Genomic DNA, 20,848 nt, shown 5'->3' on the forward strand with positions numbered 1-20,848 from the left:
CACTCCGTCGGTGCGCCACCGCCCACACGCGCGGCACGGCCGCCGCGGCGGCCGCCGCCGGTCGAGGCTGAGGCGGGGGATGCGGCCGGGGCTGCGTGGGCGCCGCCTTCGGCGGGCTTGTAGTCGCGATAGGTCTTGATCCAGTTGTAGCAGTTCTCGTCGGTGCCATTGAGCACGTTGGCGGCGCGGACGGCTTCCATTTCCTGCGGGCGGCAGGGGTTCATGATGGCAGAGGTCATGCCGGCGCCAATGACCATGGGGATGAAGCCGGCATTGATGCCGTGACGATGGGGCAGGCCGAAGGAGATGTTGGAGAGGCCGCAGGTGGTGTTGACCTTCAGCTCTTCGCGCAGACGGCGGACCAGCGCAAAGACCTGCAGGCCTGCCGAACCGATGGCGCCAATCGGCATGACCAGCGGGTCGACGACGATGTCATGCGGCTTGATGCCGTAATCCATGGCGCGCTCTACGATCTTCTTCGCGACGGCAAAGCGGACGTCCGGATCCTGGGAGATGCCGGTTTCGTCGTTGGAGATGGCAACGACCGGGACATTGTACTTGGCGCAGAGCGGCAGGATGGCTTCGAGCTTTTCCTCCTCGCCGGTGACCGAATTGACCAGCGGACGCCCCTTGGCGACCTTCAGGGCTGCCTCGATGGCGGCGGTGACGGAGCTATCGATCGCGAGCGGCACGTCGACGAGGCCCTGGACGATTTCCATGGTCTTGACCAGAAGGCCGGGCTCAGTCTCGTTCGGATTGACGGAGGTGACGCCGGCATTAACGTCGAGCATGGTGGCGCCCGCGGCGACCTGTTCCAGGGCATCCTTGATAACCGTGTCGAAATTGCCGGCCTGCATTTCGGCAGCAAGCTTCTTGCGACCCGTCGGGTTGATGCGCTCGCCGATGACGCAGAAGGGCTGGTCGAAACCGATGATGATTTCCTTGGTGGCGGATGCGACGATGGTGCGGGTCATTTCAGTCCTCCGGTCGGTGCCGGCTCTCGCACGGCGGGAATGGGGTGTGCCGGCAAGAGCCGGGGAAAATCAATGGGGCTGGGTATTGGCGGCAAGGCCTGCGAGCGTCTGCTGGTCCTGGACCGGATCGGCGCCGATTTCGCGCATACGCTGGGCAGCGATGTCGTCGGCGCGGCCGTGCTCGCGCTTCCATGGGCGGCGGCCCTTCAGGATGCCCGACTCATGGACGATCTCGGCGACATATTCCTCCTGGCGATAGGCCATGACATGTACGCCGGAGACGCCCTCGATCTCCTTCACCTCATTGATGATGTCGATGCAGAGCTGTTTGCCTTCTTTCTTCTGGTCCTGTGCGCCCTCGAGGCGGGCGATCACATGGTCCGGAATGTGGATGCCCGGCACGTTGGAGCGGATCCACTTGGCCGTCTTGGCAGAGGCGAGCGGACCGACGCCGACGAGGATGTAGCATTTCTCGTGGAATCCGAGGTCGCGGACCTTCGCCATATAGTCGCGGAACATCGGCACGTCGAAGCAATACTGGCTCTGGACGAACTGGGCGCCGGCCTCGATCTTCTTGCCAAGCCGATAGGGGCGGAAGTCATAGGGCGGGGCAAAGGGATTGATCGCGGCGCCGAGGAATACCTTGGGCGGACTGGTCAGTTTGCGGCCGGACAGGAACTTCGATTCGTCGCGCATGGTGCGCACGGTCTCCAAGAGCGACATGCAGTCGAGATCGAAGACGGGCTTGGCGCCAGGCTGGTCGCCGGCCTGAGCGCCATCACCCGTCAGGCACATGATGTTGGCGACGCCCATGGCGGCGGCACCGAGAACGTCGCCCTGGATGGCGATGCGGTTCTTGTCGCGGCAGGCGATCTGCATGATCGGGGCGTAACCCATGCGGGTCAGAAGCGCGCAGATGCCGACCGAGGACATGTGGCAATTGGCGCCGGAGGCATCGACCGCATTGATGCCGTCGACCCAGCCGTCGAAAACCTTGGCGCGCTCATAGACGTCTTCCGGGTCGGCACTATCAGGCGGGTTGAGTTCGGCGGTGACGGCGAATTCGCCGCGGCGCAACACGCGCTCCAGTCGGCCGAGCGAGGAATGGCCGGGCAGGGGATCGAGCGGCAGGTGGACCCCAAGCGGATTTTCATCGATATGGGTCATGCTCAGGCTTCCTTTGCCGTGTTCTTTTCGCGCTCGGCGGCGGCTTCCGCCGTGACGCGCAGCCAGGAGGATGTCTCGCGCAGCGATTGGTTGACCGGCTTCTGCACTTTCAGGATCGCGTCTCCTGCGACCATGTTGCGCGAGCCGTTCCAGGCCTGAACCCAGACGCAGGGCATGTCGGGCTCGACCTCGCAATTGCCGTTGGCGCGCACGCCGCCGCAGGGTCCGTTGCGCAGCTGTTTGGGACAGTTCATCGGGCAGGACATGCCGGTCGAAGACAAGACGCACTGGCCACACATGCGACAGTCGAAGAGCAAGCCCTTCACATTGCGCTCGACGAAGGTGACCGGGGTTTCAACCCTGTTGTAGCCGAGCTTCTTCCAGACCGGATGGAGGAAGAGGAAGGCATTGGCGAAGTTGCGGTAGAACCATTCGAGGAAACGCGAATTGCGCACGGCCCAGAGGCGGATCGTATAGGAGCGGCGGGCGCGGCGGTTGGGCGAAACGCCTGCCGGTGTGAACGCGCCAGTCTTTGCCTTGGCTGCGGGAGCGGCATTGCCCTTTTTTGGCGGGCCGGGATCCACGAGAACAGGTTCACCCATTGTCGCGGCCTCCGGCATGGACAAGCGCCACGAGGCGGGCCTTGTCGTAGGCGGCTTCTATTTCGGCGGCTGCCGTTTCGGCTTCGGCTTCGAGGTCGTCACCGACCGGCACCGGATCAGCCTTGCGCCAGTCAGCGAGATAGGCGTCGGTTTCGGCAGCGCCAGTGCGCATCGCGGCCATATCGATCGCCTCGGTGAAGCGCAGCGAGAGCTCGCGCTTGGCCGATTTGCGACCCTGCTTGACGATCACCTGAGCCGGAATATCCCGCCAGTAAACGACGATCTTGTCTGCCATGCCACTCTCTCCCTTTGGTGCCAGAATGCACGGGGGGCATTCGCCGGACTGCGCTTTTCACGACGTCGCTTGTCGCCAAAAACGACGCTGCCATGAGTCCTGATGTTTTTACCAGATTCGGCGCGTGAGACCGCACCAGATCCACGACCAGAGAGTGGGTGGGAAGCGCAGGGCGGACGGACCTTGCGGCTTGATGGGGGCGAGGCGACCGTTGAGCGCGTCGTCGATCGATTGGCGGGTGATGTCCAGAGCGGCAAGGGTCAGCAGAAGGGGATAGGTGGAGATGAAGTCTGATGATGCGGGTTTCGTGCGGACCTCGTAGAGCGTGCCGCCGGTATCCGTTCCGGCATCGACGAGATGCAGGGTGGCGCCGAAATTTTGCGGGTCGTTTTCGCGCAGCGACCAGTAGCCGCCCATCTGGCCGCGATAGTTCGGATTGATCCCGGCATGCAGGTTGATGACCGGGCAGGGCATGGCGGCGAGCTGACGCGCCGACATCAAGCGGGTCGATACGAGCAGGATGGCGCCGGGCTTCAACTGCTCGACGAGGACTTTCGTCTCCGGGGCGTTGATCGAGGTGACCGGATGGATCGGGACAGTGTCGGGCAGTGTGCGGTCCAGATCATGTTCGGCCAACAGCGCCTCGACACGGCGATCCGCAAGGCGGCGCAGAAGGCGGGCGGCGATCATCGTGCCAAGCTGGCCGAGCGCTGCAATCCAGCCCAGTCTCCGTGCGCGACGTCGGGTGATCTCGCCCTTTCCCTCCGGGTTTTCCAGGAGAACGTGGACATCCATGCCGGCCTTGGCGAGATGCTGGATGACAATAATGGGATTGAGCCCGCCGGCGGTCATGACGACTACGCGGCGGGATGTCGCTTCGGCTGCGTTCTCCATGATCATACGACGAGCGCGACAACGGCCACGGCGGTGTAGACGACAAAGGCGGCGACGACGAGAGAAAGCACTCCGATCACACAGCCGGCGACGACACCGAGACCGTCACGCTGGGAATGGGCAAAGCCGAGGACTGCCAGCGCAAAGGCCGGAGGCCAGTTTCCGAGCGGGATCGGCAGGAAGACGACGATGGCGAGGATCAGCGCGAACACCCCGATAAGCCGTTCGGCAAAGCGGCTCTCGAACAGCCAGAAGCGTGGGACTACCAGCTTTTCGGCCCAGCGCATCCAGGGAACCAGACGCTTGACGATTGCCTCGAAGGTCTGCGGCTCGACGCCGTAATCGCTCACGACACGAGGAAAGAACACACGCCCGCCCGGAGAGGCCATCATCTGCCAGGCGACGAAGATCAAGGGTAGCCCCAGGATGAAGGTGGCACCCGGTGGCATCGGCACGAGATTCGGAAGCGCGAAGACCAGAAGAAAGGCGCCGAAGGAGCGGTCCTGCAGCGCGATCGCGATGTCGCGGATCGTCACCTTGCGGTCCGTCGTGCGGGCCAACCGGACCAGAAGATCCGAGAGGTTTTCGGGATGCTTGTGTTCACGCGCGGTGGCAAGACCTGCCACCCATGTTTCCGCCCTGTCGGTCATTCGTTTTCTCTTGGTTCTTTGTTGACCTGACTGGCAGTGTCGCAAGGGTAGATTACAGGGAAATTAAAGCGGATCGGTGACACGGTCACGCTTTTGCGAATGGTGAAGGGAGAGTGAAGAGCGATAGGTCGAGTTATCTGATCATCGACGTAAGCCGCTGCCTTGATTTTTCCGCATGTGCTGGGCACCTAAGACGTCGGATATCGATCAGACGGGGAATCAGGATGACTGTTTTTTCTCAGCGCTTTGCAGGTGTCGGCGCCCTCATCATCGCCATCATGTTCGGCCTTTCCTCTTGCGGCAACACCATCCGCGGGATTGGCAATGATCTCGGCAATGCGGTCGACGCGACGCAGGATGCCGGTCGCAGCGTTGCGAATTCGGTGCGCTGACGCAGAGGTCACCCAAATTTGAGATGATCAGGCGGCCGGGGCGGCGCCCAGTGCTGCCGCAACCAGTTCAGGCTGCAGATCGCCGTAGCCTGTGAAGCGGTATTCGTAGTCCAGCTTCAGATAGTCTGCCGCCCATTTCGCCTTGGCTTGCAGTTCGGCGTCCTCGGTCTGGGCGAGGTAGACGATCTTCGTGTAATTGCCGAAGACCATGTCGCGCAGTTCGGGGTGCCGGTCGAGCTTCAGGGGTTCGATGACGAAGGCCTCGAACTGGCGGGTAATCAGGTCGGTCAGGTAGAATGCGGTAAATTCGGTCTCGCATTCAGCGAGAAACTTCTCGGTGCCGGTGAAGAAGGCATAACAGTGAGGCCCAGACAGGCGCTCGATGCCTTCCTCGCGACAGATTCTGTCAACTTCGCCTTGAGTGCCGCATTCGGCATAACCAATGAAGATGTTGTCATGGCCGGCAGAGCGGGCTTCAGCGATCTTTTCGCGCAGCGCCGGTGCAATCTTCTCCGGCCAGACATGCCAGATGGCGGGCAGACATTCCAACGTCAGATGCTCAAGGCCATTCAGGGCTTTGACGGCCAGAATCTCGCGGGCAATCGCTCCGCACGCAATCACGTGAACCTTTTTTGATTTGGCGCGTTGTTCCATCGCATTCCACTCGTCACCCATACAGAAGGTACATCAACATGATGGCGAAAAAACTGACAGCCGGCGCAGTCCTCGTTCTCACCGTCTTCGCACTGTCGTCCTGCGGCAATACGATCCGTGGCGTTGGCCAGGATGCCGCCAACACCGTCGACGCGACGCAGTCTGCGGGCCGCAACGTCGACGCTGCGGCTTCGCGCTAACCACCGAGGCGCGGCAAGGCCCTGAGCGGCGCTGTAACAGGAGAGGGAGCATGACGCTCACGACGATTGCAAAGGCCAGTGCCATCTACATGATGGCGGCCATCCTGTACGCCGGAGGGCATGTCGCATGGCAATCCATGGCGAATGCCCCTCAGGACGACGTTTACGCAGAAGCCGGCCTCTAAGGCCGGCTTCTCTGTTTCTCAACCTCAGGCGCGAGCACCCATGCTGTTGTGCTTGCGGGAAATGAATTCCTTGGCCGTTTCAACGGCGACAGCGGCATCGCGGCAATAGGCGTCGGCACCGACAGCCTTGCCGAACTCCTCGTTGAGCGGCGCGCCGCCGACGAGCACGACATAATCGTCGCGAATGCCCTTTTCCTTCATCGTGTCGATCACGACCTTCATGTAGGGCATGGTCGTGGTCAAAAGTGCCGACATGCCGAGGATATCGGGCTTTTCGCGTTCCAGGGCTTCCAGATAGTTTTCAACCGGGTTGTTGATGCCGAGGTCGATGACGTCGAAGCCGGCGCCTTCCATCATCATGCCGACCAAGTTCTTGCCGATGTCATGGATGTCGCCCTTGACGGTGCCGATGACCATCTTGCCCTGCTTCGGTGCGCCGGTTGCGGCGAGCAGCGGGCGCAGGATCGTCATGCCTGATTTCATGGCGTTGGCGGACAAGAGAACTTCCGGGACGAAGAGAATGCCATCGCGGAAGTCGATGCCGACGATGCGCATGCCTTCGACAAGTGCCTGGGTGAGGATGTCGTAGGGTGCCCAGCCACGGTCGAGCAGAATACGTGTCGCTTCCTCGATCTCTTCCTTGAGGCCGTCATAGAGGTCGTCATGCATCTGCTGCACGAGCTCTTCATCGGAGAGTTCGGAAAGAATGATGTCGTCTTCGGCCATGGTGGTGCTTCCCGCTTCTTTTCAAACGCGATTCCGGTCGCGCCGGGCATGAGACTGCCCGATCGAAAGTTAAACCTCAAGTTCGTGAAAAACTCTTTTCGATTACGACGTGGCAACCCTGAAAAGCGACGGTCCGGGACTAGTACGCCCAAAAGGCGATGTCTGTGAGACGCAAGCGGTTGGCGCATAAAGGATGGTTTCACATGCGGATTGGAATAGCATAATGGAGGAGAGAAGCAGCGCGGACGAGCGCTCGAGCGAGGAAGCAGACATGGACGACATCACGGCAGAACCGGGAGCAGGCCGCCGCCAACGCGGCGAAGGACGAGGGGCTGCGGCCCGCAGGGCATCGCGCAGCGGCGGCGGTGCCGGTCCGTCGATGCCCTATATCACCCGCAAGATCAAAACCTACGAGGTCCTCGACGAGGAAGGCCTGGAGCTGATCGAGCGCAATGCCGACACCGTTCTCGAAGAGATCGGCATCGAATTCCGTGAAGACGCAGAAGCGTTGGAGCTGTGGAGACAGGCTGGCGCCGACGTGAAGGGCGAACGCGTGCATTTCCCGAAGGGTTTGTGTCGCGAACTCTTGAAGACGGCCCCGTCGGAATTCACCTGGCACGCCCGCAATCCCGAGCGCAGCGTGCCGATCGGCGGCAATGCCACGGTGTTTGCGCCGGTCTATGGCTCGCCTTTCGTGCGCGATCTCGAAGGCGTTCGCCGTTATGCGACGCTCGAGGATTTCCGCAACTTCGTGAAGCTGGCCTATATGGCGCCATCGATGCATTCGTCGGGCGGCACGGTTTGCGAACCGGTCGACATTCCGGTGAACAAGCGTCACCTCGACATGGTCTACAGCCACATCAAATATTCCGACAAGCCGTTCATGGGCTCGGTCACGGCACCGGAGCGGGCGGAAGATTCGGTGGCGATGGCCAAGCTCGTCTTCGGTGACGAGTTCGTCGAAAACAATTGCGTCATGCTGAACCTGATCAACGCCAACTCGCCGATGGTCTTCGACGAGACCATGCTCGGCGCGGCCAAGGTCTATGCCCGTCACGGTCAGGCCTCGGTCATCTCGCCTTTCATCCTGTCCGGCGCAATGAGCCCGGTCACGGTTGCGGGCACGCTGACGCAGATCCTGGCGGAAGTTCTGGCTGGTGCCTCGTTCACCCAGCTCATCCGTCCGGGTGCGCCGGTGCTGTTCGGGACGTTTGCCGCTTCGATCTCGATGCAGTCGGGTGCGCCGACCTTCGGTACGCCGGAGCCGGCACTGGTGTCCTATGGAGCTGCCCAGCTCGCGCGGCGCATGGGGCTGCCCTTCCGTACGGGCGGCTCGCTCTGTGCGTCGAAGGTTCCGGATGCGCAGGCAGCCCATGAGAGCGCCAATACGCTCAACATGACGCTGCTTGCCGGTGCCAATTTCGTCCTGCACGCGGCCGGGTGGCTCGAGGGCGGCCTTGCTGCCTGCTACGAGAAGTTCATGATCGATCAGGACCAGCTCGGCATGATGCAGAAGATGGCACAGGGCGTCGATCTGACCGAAGACGGTCAGGCGATGGATGCCATCCGCGAAGTGGGTCCGGGTGCGCACTATCTGGGCTGCGCCCATACGCAGGCGAATTTCCAGACGGCCTTCTACCGCTCGGCGCTCGCCGACAACAACTCTTTCGAGCAGTGGGAAATCGAAGGTCGCAAGCGGATCGAGGACCGCGCCAATGTGCTCTGCCGTTCGTGGCTCGACGCTTACGAGGCGCCGGCGCTCGATCCTGATATCGACGAGGCGCTGCTTGCTTTCATCGCAAGCCGCAAGAATTCGATGCCTGACGCCTTCACTTGAAAGGGTCCCGTTGCCAGGGAGCAAGGCGGAGCCAACCAGGTTGCCGACATGATCCAAGAGGAGGTCTGGCGACCCCACTACAAGATCGAGGGGCCGCGATGAGCGGCCCTTCATTCGTTGTGCACAGTCTCGAGGCGCGGTTCGCTGCGCATGGACTTGCGCCGCGCGGACTTGTTCACTTCGGAGGGGAAGACGAGGCGCCGATGCTTGCCGACGGCGCGCCGGCAAAGGCCGCTCTCCTGATCGGGGTCATGGGTGGTGCAATGTGGCCGCATTTCGAGCGCTGGCGGATGGCGCAAGCCGACCATGGTGGCGCCGATCCGCTCGACCGATGGTCAAAGCTGGTGATCGATCAGGTCGCCGGCGAGATCGAGGCGGAAGCGTGCTATCCGTCAGATCCGCCTTACCAACCCTTCCAGCGCTGGGCGATGCGGGCCGAGGGACTGAAAGCATCGCCGCTCGGGATCCTGATCCATCCGCAGTTCGGTCTCTGGCACAGCTATCGTGGGGCGCTTCTGTTTCGCAACTGGGACGAAGCACAGGAGGAGCGGCCTGTGACCGGGCCGCAGCCCTGCGAGACCTGTCGCGACAAACCTTGCCTGTCGACATGCCCTGTCGGCGCCATCTCGCTGGACGGGTTCGAAGTGGCGGCGTGCCGCGCGCATCTGGCGAGCCCTGAAGGGCAGGGTGGTTGCATGGCGTCGGGTTGTCTCGCCCGCAATGCCTGTCCGGTTGGTGATGGGCACCGCTACCCGGACGCTCAGCTCAAGTTTCACATGCGGGCTCTGACGCTGCCGGGATGATGGTGAGAACGAGGCCCGGTATCTGCCGGCGCGCTTTCAAACAGCACCGGTCAAGTGGCAAGACGACAAGAAGTCTATTTTCGTTTTTGCTTGGGCGAAATTTCCTGGCACTACCGATTATATTCCCTGGAAAGGATGCCCATCATCAGGTCGTCATGCCAGATGCCGTCGACGAACGCGGTCTCTCGCTCTCGTCCTTCAACCACAAATCCACACTTCTTGTAGGCCTTTATGGCTCGCTCATTATAGGCAAGAACACGCACTGCAATCCGGTGGAGGTTCAGTTGCGTGAAGGCGTGGTGCAAAAGCAGCTGGATTGCCTCGCTTCCAAAGCCCTTGCCGAGCAACTGGCGGTCATAGATCGCGATCGCCATGGAGGCCCGGCGATCAACAGTGTTTATAGTGTGGAGTTTGATTTCGCCGATTAACCGTCCACCGACTTCAATAATCCAGGCGTAAGGGTCATTCGACTGGCCGAGAGCCCAGGCTTTTGCCGCTTCCCGGGTCATAGCTTTATGATCTGCTTGGCTTACCCCGAACATTCGAACAATGTCCGGGCTGTGCCCCAACGAAAAGCGGGCTTCAGCATCATCTGCGGTCGCGGCGCGCAGGCGGAGACGTTGGCCTTTTATGCAGCTCATGATCACCTCGATCTATAAGTCCGGTGCATGTGTTCTAAGTGGAATAGATGCTTGGAAGAGATTGCATTTGTGAATTCTGTAATTTTTGGTTGTCCAAGATGTAATGCAAGAAGAAAGCCTTCACAAAGCCCGGAATCACCGCCATGAGGTTCTCTCCACCGAGGGTCCCGCGTGCGTTACTGTCTGAAATCCATCGTGCTTATTGCATGCTTTTTCCTACCATCGCTGGCGCTAGCGGCCTGCGAGGACCTTATCGACGGGGATGCCCGCTATCTCGCCTGCCGGTTCGATCCTGGCCGCGAGGAGATCCGGCTGCATCTGGCCTCGCCCGAGGGGCAGGTCTATGGCGGGTTTGCCAGCTTGAGGCGCCAGCTCTGGGCCGAGCGGCGCGTGCTGACATTTGCGATGAATGCCGGCATGTATCACGACGATCTGTCGCCGGTCGGTTACTTCGCCGAATATGGCAAGATGCTGAAACCGGCTGTCACGGGCGGAGGATGGGGGAATTTTCACCTGCTGCCGAACGGTGTCTTCCTGATGAAGGATGGCAAGGCGTCGGTGATCGAGACCAAGGCCTTCGTCGCCAGCGGACTGACACCCGACTTCGGCACGCAGTCCGGCCCGATGCTGGTCATCGACGGCAGACTGCATCCGCGGTTTCTGGCCGATAGCGACAGCTTCAAGATCCGCAACGGTATCGGCGTCGATGCCGAGGGGCAGGTGCACATGGTGGTGTCGCGGGTGCCGGTCCGGTTCTACGATTTCGCCCGCCTGTTTCGCGACAGGCTCGGTTGCGCCAACGCACTCTATCTCGACGGCACGATTTCGAGCGTGTTCATCGCCGAAGAAAAGCGGATGGACCGGCTGTTCCCCATGGGGCCGATCCTCTCGGTCAGCATGCCGATTCCGCAGTGAGACCGCGGTCAGACGGCGGCCTTGGGATAGGCACGCTCGAGGCCTCCGGAACGATTGAGACCGGTGCGGAAGGCGGCAAATGCCGGGTGCTGGCTGGAACGGGCGGCCTCCATCAGGCGGATCTGCAGGCGAGCCGGGGCATTCGCGCCGATCCACTCGCCATTGCGCTCGAGCTTCAACGAATTCAGAAACCGGGATTCCGAGGCGATCTCGAGATAGACGTAAAGACCTTCAAGCAAGGCATCGTCCTGGGCCGGGTTTTCGAAGATGAGCTTCAGGAAGGCCTGGTCGGGTTCCTGCATAGAGGCGATCTTGGCGGCGACGGTGTCGCGGTCCGGAAAGGCGGACATGGGCTTACTCCCTCTGCTGGTCAAAATACTCATGAACGCATAGCCGGGCCACGCATCCATTAGGTCAAGCTACAGCATGCCAAGTTTGCCCCAAGCTGGTCGCGCAGTTCCGGGACCGGCCGTCATTCGTGGCGGAGCGCGTCGATCGGGTTCATCTGCGCGGCGCGGCGGGCGGGGAAATAGCCGAAGACCATGCCGATCGCTGCGGAAAAGGCGAAGGCGAGCAGGATGATCGAGGGGCTCGCGACAAAGGGGACCGACATCAGGGTTACGGCCGTATAGGCGATGCCAAGGCCAAGCGCGATGCCAACCACGCCGCCGAAGACGGACAGCGTGACCGCTTCGACGAGGAACTGCATCAGCACCTGGCGCTCGACTGCGCCAATCGCCAGCCTGATGCCGATCTCGCGCGTTCGCTCGGTGACGGACACCAGCATGATGTTCATGATGCCGATGCCGCCGACGAGCAGCGAGACGGCGGCGACCGCACCGAGCAGGCCCGTCATCAGCGTCGTGGTGCCGGTGAGCGTCGCTGCCATCTGGGTCATGTCGTTGACGGTGAAATCATCGTCGCGACCAGCAATAATCTTGCGGCGCTCGCGCAGCAGGCGTTCGACATCGGCCTGCACCTTTGCCGTGGATACGCCGTCTTCGGCCGAGAGCATGATGCTGGAGATATCCGTCGAGCCGCCGATGCGGCGCTGGAACACCTTGAGCGGCATCATCACGACATCATCCTGGTCGCTGCCCATGCCGCTTTGCCCCTTCTTGTCGAGAAGGCCGATCACCTGGCAGGCGACATTGCCGACGCGGATGGTCTGGTCGACGGCCGGGGTCGAGCCGAACAGCCTGGAGCGCACCGTCTCACCGATGATGCAGACGGCCTGTCCGCCGCGCTCTTCGGATGGCATGAAACTACGGCCGGAGGCGAGTTCCCAGTTCTGGGCCACGAGATAATCGTTACCCGAGCCGATGATCGTGGTCTGCCGGCTCTGGCCGCTGAAAACCACCGTCTGGCTGGACTGGTTGATGGCGGCCACGGCGCGCAGGCCCGGGATCTGCTCTCGTATCGCGTCGAGGTCCCGGATGGTGAACTTCTTGGCATCGGTTGCCGCGCGACCGGGGCCGAATTGGCCGGGGCGGACGAAGAGCAGGTTGGTGCCAAGCTTGGAGATTTCCGCCGTGACCTGAGCCGTGGTGCCGTTGCCGATCGTCACCATCGCGATGACGGCGGCGACGCCGATGACGACGCCGAGCACAGTGAGGAAGGAGCGCAACAGATTGCGGCGGATGGCGCGGAGTGCGAGCTTCAGGGTCTCAAAGAACATCGGCGACCACCGCTCCAGCATGGGTGTCGGACTGGATATGGCCATCGACGAAACGCAGCGTGCGCTTGGCATAGGCTGCAATATCGTCTTCGTGGGTGACCATGATGACGGTTATTCCGTGGTCACGGTTGAGGCCGGTGATCAGTTCCATGATCTCGCGGCTGGTCTTCGTGTCGAGATTGCCGGTCGGCTCGTCGGCCAGGAGCACGGATGGGCTGGTGACGATCGCCCGGGCAATGGCCACACGTTGCTGCTGGCCGCCGGATAGTTCCTGGGTCGTGTGGTTTTCGCGGCCGGCCAGACCGACCTGCGACAGCGCGGTCAAGGCGCGGGTTCGCCGTTCACGGGCATCCATGCCACGATAGACCAGAGGCAGTTCGACATTCTCGACGGCCGAGGTGCGGGCGAGCAGGTTGAAACCCTGGAAGACAAAGCCCAGCATGTGACGGCGCAGCAACGTGTATTGCGCTCGGTCGAAGCCCGTCGTGTCGATGCCCTGAAACAGGTACTGGCCGGAGGTCGGCACATCCAGGCAGCCGAGGATGTTCATGGCGGTCGATTTGCCCGAGCCGGACGGGCCCATGATCGCGACGAATTCATGCCGATCGATCGTCAGGTCGACCTTGTCCAGCGCGCGAATGGTTGCTTCACCGCGGCCATAGATGCGGGAAATCTGGCGAAACTCGATGAGCGGGGCCACTGCCATCCTGTGCCTCAACCGTTGCGAACCGTTTGATCGGTGATCACCCGGTCGCCTTCCTTCACGTCGCCCTTGAGGATCACCGTATTCTGCCCGTCGGAGGAACCGATCTCGATGTTGACGGCGACCGGCTGACCGTCGCGCAAGAGCCAGATGGTGCGTTCGCTGCCCGTCGGCTCAGGCGCGCTGGCGGGTGCCATGCGTGGTGGGCGAAACAGGCTGAAGACGCCGCTGCCGCCTTCGGCGGTCTCGGTCTGCGTGGCGGGGGGCGAGTAACGCAAGGCGGCATTGGGAATGAGCAGGCCGTCTTCGACCGACTGGACGACGATGTCGGCGGTCGCCGTCATGCCCTGGCGCAGCAGAAGCTCGTCATTGGCGACGGACAGGATGCCCTTATAGGTCACGACATCGTTCACCGTTTCGGACGCATAGCGGATCGAGGTGATCTCGGCCGGGAAACGCTGATCGGGAAAGGCATCGACAGTGAAGGTGGCGGTCTGACCCACGGCGACCTGCCCGACATCGGCCTCGTCGATAGAGACCTGCAGCTCCATTTCCCGGAGATCGCCCGCGATGGTGAAGAGTGTCGGCGCCTCCAGCGAGGCTGCCACCGTGGCGCCGGGATCGACATTGCGCGAGAGAACTATGCCGTCGATCGGCGACGCGATGGTCGCCTTGGAGAGCGACAGATTCGCCTGTTCGAGAGCAGCTTGTGCCGAGATGACATCGGCGTCTGCGCTCTGGCGCGCGGCAGATGCGGCCTGGAAGGTGTATTCGGCGGTGTCGAGATCCTGCTGGGTGGAGACTCGGCTGGAGACCAGCGTGGTCAGCCGGTCGAGCTTGGCCTTGGCGGACTGCTCGTCGGCCTCAGCCTTGGAAACGGAGGCACGGGCAGAGGCAAGCGCAGCTTCCTTGGCCTTCAGATCGGCATTCAGCTTGTCGGTATCGAGGCGCGCCAAGACGTCGCCCTTTTTCACCTCGCTGTTGTAGTCGACCAGTACCTCCCGCACGGTGCCTGATTGTTCCGAGGAAACGTCGACCTGAACGGTGGGCTCGACCGACCCGGTGGCGGTGACGATTACCGTCAGATTGCCAGGTTTCAGCTCCGACGTCGTATAGCTCACCGTCGTGCCACCGGCCGACCAGAGATAGGCGCCGTAGCCGAGACCAGCGAGGGCGAGGATGACAAAAACGCGCAGACCCCAGCGCCGCTTTGGCCGCGCGGCATTGGCCAGGATCGCTTTCAGTTCCTCGGCTTCGGCCGAGTTCTCCGGTGTTACGTCTTCGCTCACGTCTGCTCCGTCACACTGCATTCTCACTTTGCCGGGACCATGGCCCAAGCTCGGGCCGTCGCCCTTGATCGGGGTCAAGTGGCGACGGGTTCCCTATTGATGCAGATAGACCTTCGCGGCGGAAAGGACAGTGAAACATTGGTAAGGTTGGTGGGAGGTGCGGCAACTGCTTTCAGATGAGTGCTGGAGGCTGAGCATATGGTCGGCCTGACCGGCTATTTCCGTGCATCATACATAGACCGGGCGGCGTCGATCTCGGCTCGATGCTCAATCGCCCAGGTGGCGAGAGGGGAAAATCGAGCGAACAGGCTCTGACCCAAAGGGCGCAGCAGATAATCCACCCGCGGCGGGGCCGTTGGAGTGACGATGCGTTCAATCAGCCCGTCTCGTTCCAGCTTTCGCAGCGTCTGCGTCAGCACCTTTTGCGATAGGTCGGGGATGTCGCGACGCAATTCCGAGAAACGGCGCGCCGAAAGATGCAGCGCCGCCATGACCAAGATGGACCACTTGTCGCTGACGCCGTCCAGCACATGGCGGACGGGACAGGTCGCCGGGTCAAGCGAAATGCCGGGGGTCTCTGACGATTCTTGTATAATCACGACGTCCTCACGGGTTCCTGATCAGATTTGGCACGGTTACCAAAAAGTGCCTCCTTTATCAATTGCAACATTATAAATAGGACGTTGGTATCGAACGGATACCTACTTGTTGTGACGCTCTGTCTTGCGCTTCCCAATCGGTTCGGTGCCGGCTTGATCTCGCTCGTGAAACCTCAAAAATAGGAATCTTCCATGTCCCTTCTCAGATCCGGCGCGCTTGCGCTCGCGCTCACCTTTTCATCCCTTGCTGGAACCGCCATGGCGCAAGAATCCAACAAGGATTTTGTCGTGAAGGCTGTCACGGAGCTATTTTCCAAGAAGGATCTGACCGCGATCGACCGCTATTGGGCCGACAGCTACATGCAGCGTAACCCGGGTCTTGCCTCAACCAGCGCGGTGCTGAAGGAGGCGCTGAAGGACATGCCGGCCAACATGACCTATGAAATCGGCATGGTGATCGCCGAAGGCGATCTGGTGGCCATCCATGGTCGCTATACCGGCTGGGGACCAACGCCGCTGATCGTCGTGGACATCTACCGCGTCGAGAATGGCAAAATCGCAGAACATTGGGATGTCGGCCAGGACGAGGTGCTGGAAACCGCCTCCGGCCTGCCTATGTTCGAACCGATGAAATGAGCCTGGTGGCGGGGGCTGCGGCCCTCGGCCCACTGCCTTTTCGAGCCGGTGGTTGCCGGCCGCGTCAACGACAGGAGACAAACCATGACCGACCAGAGGAAGGCCCCCGCCCGCCGCAGGTTTCTGAAATTTGCCGCCATGGTGCCGGCCAGCCTTGGCCTCTCGGTCTCCTGGGCCAAAGCACAGGAGGCCATGATCCCGACCTCTGACGACATGGAGGGCCCCTATTACATCAGCAACACCCCCGTAGTTCGCGATCTGAACCGCTTTGGCAAGCCGGGGGAGGTGATGCGGATCGCAGGCCAGGTGATGAACGCGGCGGCCCCCGATGTGCCGGTTGCTGGCGCAAGGCTCGAACTATGGCAGACGGACGGTCGAGGTCGCTATCACCCGCAAGAAAGCGGGGACTATAGCGATTTTCGCGACGACCAGATCGATCTGCGCGGCACAGTGATCGCTGATTCGCAGGGCCGATTTGATGTTCTTTCGGTCTTTCCGGCTGAATACTGGCCTCGACCGCCGCATATCCATTACTGGATCAGGGCCGACGGCTTCCGCCCGCTGGTAACCCAGCATTATCTCGACACGGGGCCCGGCACACGGCCGCATCGCACCGCGCGCGTCCTGCGCGACCAGAGACCGGCACTCTATCCGGCGCCGACATTTTACATCGAGCCAGTCTAGCCACCGTGTCACAGACGACGGGAAGCAAGGCTTGCGGAATATTCCGATGGCCTTGAGACGTGGGTAAGGCAATCTCTCGGTTGTTGGGGGTAATCGCGTCGCTAAAGACTTGCGAGGAGTGGTGAGAGCGCAGGGATTCGAACCCTGGACCTACTGATTAAAAGTCAGTTGCTCTACCGGCTGAGCTACGCTCTCCCGTGCGGTTTTGCGCCGCCTCAAGAAGTGCGCGGAACATAGGCAGGTGACCCCGGCCGGTCAACCGCAAAAATGCAGTTTCGGCAGCAAAATTCAGTCCTGTTGTCGCAGTCTACGCAATGGTGATTGGCAAGCACCGGCTTGCGGGATTAGGAAGGGCCGGTTCGGGTTCCGGAGTTCACAGTGTCGATTGCCGATATTTCCTTTTTCAGCGCGCTTCTGGCCGGAGCCCTGTCGTTCCTTTCGCCCTGCGTGCTGCCGCTGGTGCCGCCGTATCTCTGTTATATGGCCGGTATTTCGGTGGATCAGTTCCGCGACGGAGCCCAGGCTGAAAATGCGGCTGCCCGCCGGACGGTGATGTTGACGGCGCTTGTCTTCACGCTCGGTTTTGCCACCGTCTTCGTCGCGCTCGGTGCCGGTGCCTCGACGATTGGCGGGCTTTTGCGTCAGCACATGGATCTCTTGTCGAAGATCGGCGGCGTTATCATCATCATCATGGGGCTGAACTTCCTCGGCGTCTTCCGCCTCGGGCTGCTTTCCTCGGAATATCGATTCGCAGGCGGGGGAAAGCCCGCAACGCTTTCGGGCGCCTATGTGATGGGTCTCGCTTTCGCCTTCGGTTGGACGCCCTGCATCGGCCCGGTCCTGGGCGCCATCCTCGGGGTTGCGGCCTCGAAGGAGACCGTCGGGGATGGTGCGCTGCTGCTGGCGATCTATTCTCTGGGGCTTGCCGTGCCCTTCTGGATCGCGGCCGGCTTCTCGGGCGCCTTCATGCGGTTTCTCACGCGCTTCCGCCGGCATCTCGGCGTGGTGGAAAAAGCCATGGGCGGGCTGCTGGTGCTGACCGGGCTTGCCTTCATCTTCGGTTATGTCTCCGACATGGCGATCTGGTTTCAGCAGACCTTTCCAATCCTGTCGCAAATCGGCTAAGTCCGGTCTGAACGCATCGTCGCGTTCGGGGGGAGTGAGCCATGGCGGATATCATCGCGCTGGTCTTGCCGTTTTTCGGCCTGATCCTGATCGGCTACGTGTCGGGGAAGCTCGGCGATCATTCCGCCCAGGCGCTCGGCTGGCTGAACTTCTTCGTCATCTACGTCACGCTGCCGGCGCTGTTCTTCAAGCTCGTTTCGCGCACGCCGATCGAACAGCTGACGCGGATCGACTTCATCGCAGCCTGCCTTGCGGCCACCTATTCGATCTTTGTCCTCGTCTTTGTGATCGGCCGCTATGTTCGCGGTAACAACATCGCCGAATCGACCGTCCAGGCGCTGGCGGGCGCCTATGGCAATATCGGTTACATGGGGCCGGGCCTGGCGCTGCTCGCCTTCGGCGAAAAGGCTGCCGTCCCGGTCGCACTCGTCTTCTGCTTCGAGAACGCGGCGCATTTCATTGCCGCCCCCGCCTTGATGGCCTTTGCCGTTGGCGACAAGCGTCCGCCGTTGCAACTGGCGCTCGATGTGGCGAGAAAGATCCTGACCCATCCCTTCATCATCGCGACCTTGGTGGGTTTCGTGGCCGCCGCCTTTGCCTTCGAGCCACCGCTCGCGCTGCAACGCCTGATCGACTACCTCGCTCAGGCGGCGGCCCCTTGCGCTCTGTTTGCCATGGGCGTGACGCTTGCGCTGCGGCCGCTCAAGCGCATTCCCGCCGAGATCGGCTACATCGTGCCGATCAAGCTCGTGCTGCATCCGATCCTGGTCTATGTCGTCCTGAGTTTTGTCGGAAACTTCGACCCGCTCTGGGTCTATACTGCAGTGCTGCTCGCCTCGCTGCCGACGGCCACAAATGTCTTCGTCATCGGCCAGCAATATGGCGTGTGGCAGGAGAGGGCGTCTGCGACGATCCTGATCACCACGGTCATTTCGGTATTCTCGGTGTCGGCGCTGCTATTCGCCATCACCCAGGGTTACCTACCGGCGGACCTTTTCCCGTAGCAGTGACGGCAGGTTCTTCAGTCCACGCCCGGGCGCCACGCCTTCCTGCATGACGAGATTGCGCAGTGGGCCGACGCTCGCCAGCACCTGGAGGCCGGCCGCCCGCAGCATCTGAACGGGCAGCAGGCCCGACAGCAGCGATCGGTTGAGAAGATCGACGCTTGCCGTTCGGCTTGCGATGTCAAGCCGGCGCTTGCGGTCGAAGCGGTCGCCCGCGTCCGCCGCAATCGGTGAAGAACTCGGGTCGAGCAGAATGTCTTCCAGGGCTGCGATGTCGCGCAGGCTGAGGTTCAAGCCCTGGGCACCGATCGGCGGGAAAGCGTGACCGGCTTCGCCGATGAAGGCGGAGCGGCCCTTGCCATACTGACGGGCCGTCATGCCCGAGAGGGGCCAGGCCTGGACGCCGTCCTCCACCTGAACCTTGCCCAACATGGACTGCATGCGCGCCTCGACTTCGGCCGAGAGTTGATCCGGTGACTGCGAGATCATCCTGTCGGCTTCCTGCGGCGGCAGGACCCAGACGAGGCTCGAGCGCAGGCCGGGCAGTGGGACCTGGGTGAACGGACCCGATTCGGTGTGGAACTCCGTCGAGACGTTCTGGTGCGGCAGGCTGTGGATGAAGTTCATCACCACGGCCGTTTGCGGGTAGGACCAGGTTTTCACGCCGACGCCTGCACTTTCGCGGGTCTTGGAGCGGCGGCCGTCCGCTCCGATCGCAAAGCCGGCGGTGATTGCGTCTTCACCCTGAATGCCGATGGTGACCGCTTCTGCGCCGATATGGATGGTCTCGGCCGCCAAGGCGCGGCGGGTAATCAGCGGTTCGGTCGCGACGGCCTTTGCCAGGGTCTGGAGCAGTGCGGAATTCGGAACGTTGTAGCCGAAGGCGTCGAGCCCGATTTCCGCGCTCCGGAATGCCACTGTCGGTGCGCGCAAGAGGCGCCTTGTGCCATCGACGATCTGCATGACGGTGAGGGCGGCGGCGGTCTCTTTCAACTCCTGCCAGAGACCAAGGCGTTCGATCATCGCCAGCGACTGGTCCATGAGGGCCGTAGTGCGCCGGTCCGAGCTGTTGGGTTCCGGTCCGACGAGCACGACGCGGCGACCGCCGCGTGCCATAGCAAGGGCGGCAATCTGTCCGGCGGGACCGGCGCCGATCACGGCAATGTCGAATTCGTAGCTCATGGTGAAGGTCCCGATTGGCATCTTGTAACGTTATCTAGAGCCGCAGCACGGTAAAATCCATGGGCCGAAATGGCGCATGCTCCTGGCGGGTCACGGGCGAAATCCGGGCATAGACCGCCACTTGTGTTGCAATGCGCGCCATTTCGTCCGATACCGTTTCCTCCGAAGTGCCGCCGACTGGAGCAGGGATGAAGATCTTTAATTACAAGCGTGTGCCCTATGCCGAAATCCGTGCCTTTTCGGTTCATATGCTCACTGCTTCCGGATCCTTCCTGGCCTTTCTGGGTGTCGTTGCTGCAGCGGAGAACCGCTTCGTCGACATGTTCTGGTGGCTGGGGCTTGCACTTGTCGTCGACGGCATCGACGGACCGATCGCCCGCAAGGTGCGCGTCAAGGAAGTCCTGCCGAACTGGTCCGGCGATACGCTCGACAACATCATCGACTATGTCACCTATGTCCTTCTGCCAGCCTTTGCGCTCTATCAGAGCGGCATGATCGGCGAGCCCTGGTCCTTCGTTGCCGCCGGACTGATCGTGGTGTCGAGCGCCATCTATTACGCAGACATGGGCATGAAGACGGATGAATATTTCTTTTCCGGCTTCCCGGTCGTCTGGAATATGCTGATCTTCACGCTCTTCGTGATCGATGCGAGCGCCACCACGGCCCTGATCGCGGTGCTCGTTTCTGTTGTCCTGACCTTCCTTCCGATCTTCTTCCTGCACCCCGTGCGTGTGAAACGGCTACGCAATCTCAACATGGCGGTTTTCCTGCTGTGGTGCGCTTTCGGCGGTTATGCACTCCTCCTGCATTTCCAGTCGCCTCCCTGGGTCGTCTGGGGCATGATCCTGACCGGGATCTACCTGTATGTCATCGGCGGCGTGTTGCAGTTTTTCCCGGCCCTCGGACGTCGGGGCTGATCCGACAGGTGATGCCTGGGCAAAACCAAAAAAAACTTTTGCCTATATATTGTGCGCTGCCGCAAACAGGTTATGAATTGAGCGGTGGACCGGGCG

The 20,848-nt window shown here is 61.7% G+C and carries 26 protein-coding genes and 1 tRNA gene; 11 read left to right on the top strand and 16 right to left on the bottom strand.

What is annotated here, in order from left to right; translation table 11 throughout:
• The 6 genes from IP85_RS19340 to IP85_RS19365 all read right to left on the bottom strand — a co-directional run.
• Positions 1 to 974, bottom strand: a 974-nt coding sequence (locus IP85_RS19340; protein ID WP_069041319.1) for a methyltetrahydrofolate cobalamin methyltransferase, incomplete at its 3' end; no start/stop codon positions are given.
• Between the two features lie 69 nt (positions 975 to 1,043).
• Positions 1,044 to 2,141: a methylenetetrahydrofolate reductase gene (locus tag IP85_RS19345; RefSeq protein WP_054151308.1), complete on the bottom strand. Its 1,098-nt coding sequence runs from the start codon at positions 2,139 to 2,141 to the stop codon at positions 1,044 to 1,046.
• Between the two features lie 2 nt (positions 2,142 to 2,143).
• Positions 2,144 to 2,743, bottom strand: coding sequence for a methylenetetrahydrofolate reductase C-terminal domain-containing protein (locus tag IP85_RS19350; RefSeq protein WP_054151309.1), 600 nt, complete (start codon positions 2,741 to 2,743; stop codon positions 2,144 to 2,146).
• Entirely contained in the window at positions 2,736 to 3,038 is a 303-nt protein-coding gene (locus tag IP85_RS19355; protein ID WP_006727754.1) for a virulence factor, read from the bottom strand. The genes IP85_RS19350 and IP85_RS19355 overlap by 8 nt, the downstream gene beginning before the upstream one ends.
• 108 nt (positions 3,039 to 3,146) lie before the next feature.
• A complete protein-coding gene (locus IP85_RS19360) occupies positions 3,147 to 3,932 on the bottom strand; it encodes a formyl transferase (RefSeq protein WP_054151310.1) in 786 nt (261 codons plus the stop codon).
• A 2-nt stretch (positions 3,933 to 3,934) separates the two neighbouring features.
• Positions 3,935 to 4,582, bottom strand: a complete 648-nt coding sequence (locus IP85_RS19365; protein ID WP_054151311.1) for an exopolysaccharide biosynthesis protein — start codon at positions 4,580 to 4,582, stop codon at positions 3,935 to 3,937.
• Positions 4,583 to 4,860: 278 nt separating this feature from the next.
• Between IP85_RS19365 and IP85_RS19370 the strand changes: the two genes are divergently transcribed.
• A complete protein-coding gene (locus tag IP85_RS19370) occupies positions 4,861 to 4,974 on the top strand; it encodes an entericidin (protein WP_150127522.1) in 114 nt (37 codons plus the stop codon).
• Positions 4,975 to 5,001: 27 nt separating this feature from the next.
• On the opposite strand, the gene IP85_RS19375 is transcribed toward IP85_RS19370, so the two are convergent.
• Complete coding sequence (locus IP85_RS19375) at positions 5,002 to 5,649, bottom strand: DUF1638 domain-containing protein (RefSeq protein ID WP_054151313.1); 648 nt, start codon at positions 5,647 to 5,649, stop codon at positions 5,002 to 5,004.
• 17 nt (positions 5,650 to 5,666) lie between these two features.
• Between IP85_RS19375 and IP85_RS19380 the strand changes: the two genes are divergently transcribed.
• Positions 5,667 to 5,828: a hypothetical protein gene (locus tag IP85_RS19380; RefSeq protein ID WP_054151314.1), complete on the top strand. Its 162-nt coding sequence runs from the start codon at positions 5,667 to 5,669 to the stop codon at positions 5,826 to 5,828.
• Positions 5,829 to 5,878: 50 nt separating this feature from the next.
• The gene (locus tag IP85_RS22650; protein ID WP_256367284.1) at positions 5,879 to 6,013 is read left to right on the top strand and encodes a hypothetical protein; all 135 of its coding nucleotides are present in this window, start codon (positions 5,879 to 5,881) and stop codon (positions 6,011 to 6,013) included.
• A 24-nt stretch (positions 6,014 to 6,037) separates the two neighbouring features.
• On the opposite strand, the gene IP85_RS19385 is transcribed toward IP85_RS22650, so the two are convergent.
• On the bottom strand, positions 6,038 to 6,739 hold the full coding sequence (locus tag IP85_RS19385; RefSeq protein WP_054151315.1) for a B12-binding domain-containing protein: 702 nt from the start codon (positions 6,737 to 6,739) through the stop codon (positions 6,038 to 6,040).
• Between the two features lie 271 nt (positions 6,740 to 7,010).
• Here IP85_RS19385 and IP85_RS19390 point away from each other — a divergent pair, with 271 nt between their 5' ends.
• Together IP85_RS19390 and IP85_RS19395 are read left to right on the top strand one after the other, a co-directional pair.
• Complete coding sequence (locus IP85_RS19390) at positions 7,011 to 8,576, top strand: trimethylamine methyltransferase family protein (protein ID WP_054151334.1); 1,566 nt, start codon at positions 7,011 to 7,013, stop codon at positions 8,574 to 8,576.
• A gap of 98 nt (positions 8,577 to 8,674) precedes the next feature.
• Complete coding sequence (locus IP85_RS19395; protein WP_054151316.1) at positions 8,675 to 9,379, top strand: 4Fe-4S dicluster domain-containing protein; 705 nt, start codon at positions 8,675 to 8,677, stop codon at positions 9,377 to 9,379.
• Between the two features lie 110 nt (positions 9,380 to 9,489).
• Here IP85_RS19395 and IP85_RS19400 read toward each other — a convergent pair whose 3' ends face one another.
• Positions 9,490 to 10,020 carry a GNAT family protein gene (locus IP85_RS19400; protein ID WP_054151317.1) on the bottom strand — a complete coding sequence of 177 codons (531 nt, stop codon included), beginning with the start codon at positions 10,018 to 10,020 and terminating at the stop codon, positions 9,490 to 9,492.
• 195 nt (positions 10,021 to 10,215) lie between these two features.
• Here IP85_RS19400 and IP85_RS19405 point away from each other — a divergent pair, with 195 nt between their 5' ends.
• A complete protein-coding gene (locus IP85_RS19405) occupies positions 10,216 to 10,935 on the top strand; it encodes a phosphodiester glycosidase family protein (RefSeq protein WP_245280911.1) in 720 nt (239 codons plus the stop codon).
• 8 nt (positions 10,936 to 10,943) lie between these two features.
• Here the strand turns inward: IP85_RS19405 and IP85_RS19410 are convergent, their stop codons facing one another.
• The 5 genes from IP85_RS19410 to IP85_RS19430 all read right to left on the bottom strand — a co-directional run bounded on the left by IP85_RS19410 (position 10,944) and on the right by IP85_RS19430 (position 15,135).
• The gene (locus IP85_RS19410) at positions 10,944 to 11,285 is read right to left on the bottom strand and encodes a hypothetical protein (RefSeq protein ID WP_150127382.1); all 342 of its coding nucleotides are present in this window, start codon (positions 11,283 to 11,285) and stop codon (positions 10,944 to 10,946) included.
• Between the two features lie 122 nt (positions 11,286 to 11,407).
• Positions 11,408 to 12,613, bottom strand: coding sequence for an ABC transporter permease (locus IP85_RS19415; RefSeq protein ID WP_054151319.1), 1,206 nt, complete (start codon positions 12,611 to 12,613; stop codon positions 11,408 to 11,410).
• Positions 12,603 to 13,319 carry an ABC transporter ATP-binding protein gene (locus tag IP85_RS19420; protein WP_054151320.1) on the bottom strand — a complete coding sequence of 239 codons (717 nt, stop codon included), beginning with the start codon at positions 13,317 to 13,319 and terminating at the stop codon, positions 12,603 to 12,605. Before IP85_RS19420 ends, IP85_RS19415 begins: the two co-directional genes overlap by 11 nt.
• An 8-nt stretch (positions 13,320 to 13,327) precedes the next feature.
• Complete coding sequence (locus IP85_RS19425; protein WP_054151321.1) at positions 13,328 to 14,626, bottom strand: efflux RND transporter periplasmic adaptor subunit; 1,299 nt, start codon at positions 14,624 to 14,626, stop codon at positions 13,328 to 13,330.
• A 194-nt stretch (positions 14,627 to 14,820) separates the two neighbouring features.
• Positions 14,821 to 15,135 carry a helix-turn-helix domain-containing protein gene (locus tag IP85_RS19430; protein ID WP_245280912.1) on the bottom strand — a complete coding sequence of 105 codons (315 nt, stop codon included), beginning with the start codon at positions 15,133 to 15,135 and terminating at the stop codon, positions 14,821 to 14,823.
• Between the two features lie 261 nt (positions 15,136 to 15,396).
• On the opposite strand from IP85_RS19430, the gene IP85_RS19435 reads away from it, so the two are divergent.
• Both IP85_RS19435 and IP85_RS19440 read left to right on the top strand, forming a co-directional pair.
• The gene (locus tag IP85_RS19435; protein ID WP_156323003.1) at positions 15,397 to 15,840 is read left to right on the top strand and encodes a nuclear transport factor 2 family protein; all 444 of its coding nucleotides are present in this window, start codon (positions 15,397 to 15,399) and stop codon (positions 15,838 to 15,840) included.
• An 84-nt stretch (positions 15,841 to 15,924) separates the two neighbouring features.
• Complete coding sequence (locus IP85_RS19440) at positions 15,925 to 16,524, top strand: twin-arginine translocation signal domain-containing protein (protein WP_054151322.1); 600 nt, start codon at positions 15,925 to 15,927, stop codon at positions 16,522 to 16,524.
• A 119-nt stretch (positions 16,525 to 16,643) separates the two neighbouring features.
• Here IP85_RS19440 and IP85_RS19445 read toward each other — a convergent pair.
• Positions 16,644 to 16,719, bottom strand: a tRNA-Lys gene (locus IP85_RS19445).
• Between the two features lie 183 nt (positions 16,720 to 16,902).
• On the opposite strand from IP85_RS19445, the gene IP85_RS19450 reads away from it, so the two are divergent.
• Both IP85_RS19450 and IP85_RS19455 read left to right on the top strand, forming a co-directional pair.
• On the top strand, positions 16,903 to 17,649 hold the full coding sequence (locus tag IP85_RS19450) for a cytochrome c biogenesis CcdA family protein (RefSeq protein WP_054151323.1): 747 nt from the start codon (positions 16,903 to 16,905) through the stop codon (positions 17,647 to 17,649).
• Positions 17,650 to 17,690: 41 nt separating this feature from the next.
• Positions 17,691 to 18,653, top strand: coding sequence for an AEC family transporter (locus IP85_RS19455; RefSeq protein ID WP_054151324.1), 963 nt, complete (start codon positions 17,691 to 17,693; stop codon positions 18,651 to 18,653).
• Here the strand turns inward: IP85_RS19455 and IP85_RS19460 are convergent.
• Entirely contained in the window at positions 18,630 to 19,835 is a 1,206-nt protein-coding gene (locus tag IP85_RS19460) for a UbiH/UbiF family hydroxylase (RefSeq protein WP_054151338.1), read from the bottom strand. The genes IP85_RS19455 and IP85_RS19460 overlap by 24 nt on opposite strands.
• Positions 19,836 to 20,023: 188 nt before the next feature.
• Here IP85_RS19460 and pcsA point away from each other — a divergent pair, with 188 nt between their 5' ends.
• Positions 20,024 to 20,752, top strand: coding sequence for a phosphatidylcholine synthase (gene pcsA, locus IP85_RS19465; protein WP_054151325.1), 729 nt, complete (start codon positions 20,024 to 20,026; stop codon positions 20,750 to 20,752).
• Positions 20,753 to 20,848: the final 96 nt, after the last annotated feature.

Origin of the sequence: Rhizobium sp. AAP116 (assembly GCF_001295785.1) — a bacterium.
In the GTDB taxonomy this organism is placed as follows: domain Bacteria; phylum Pseudomonadota; class Alphaproteobacteria; order Rhizobiales; family Rhizobiaceae; genus Allorhizobium.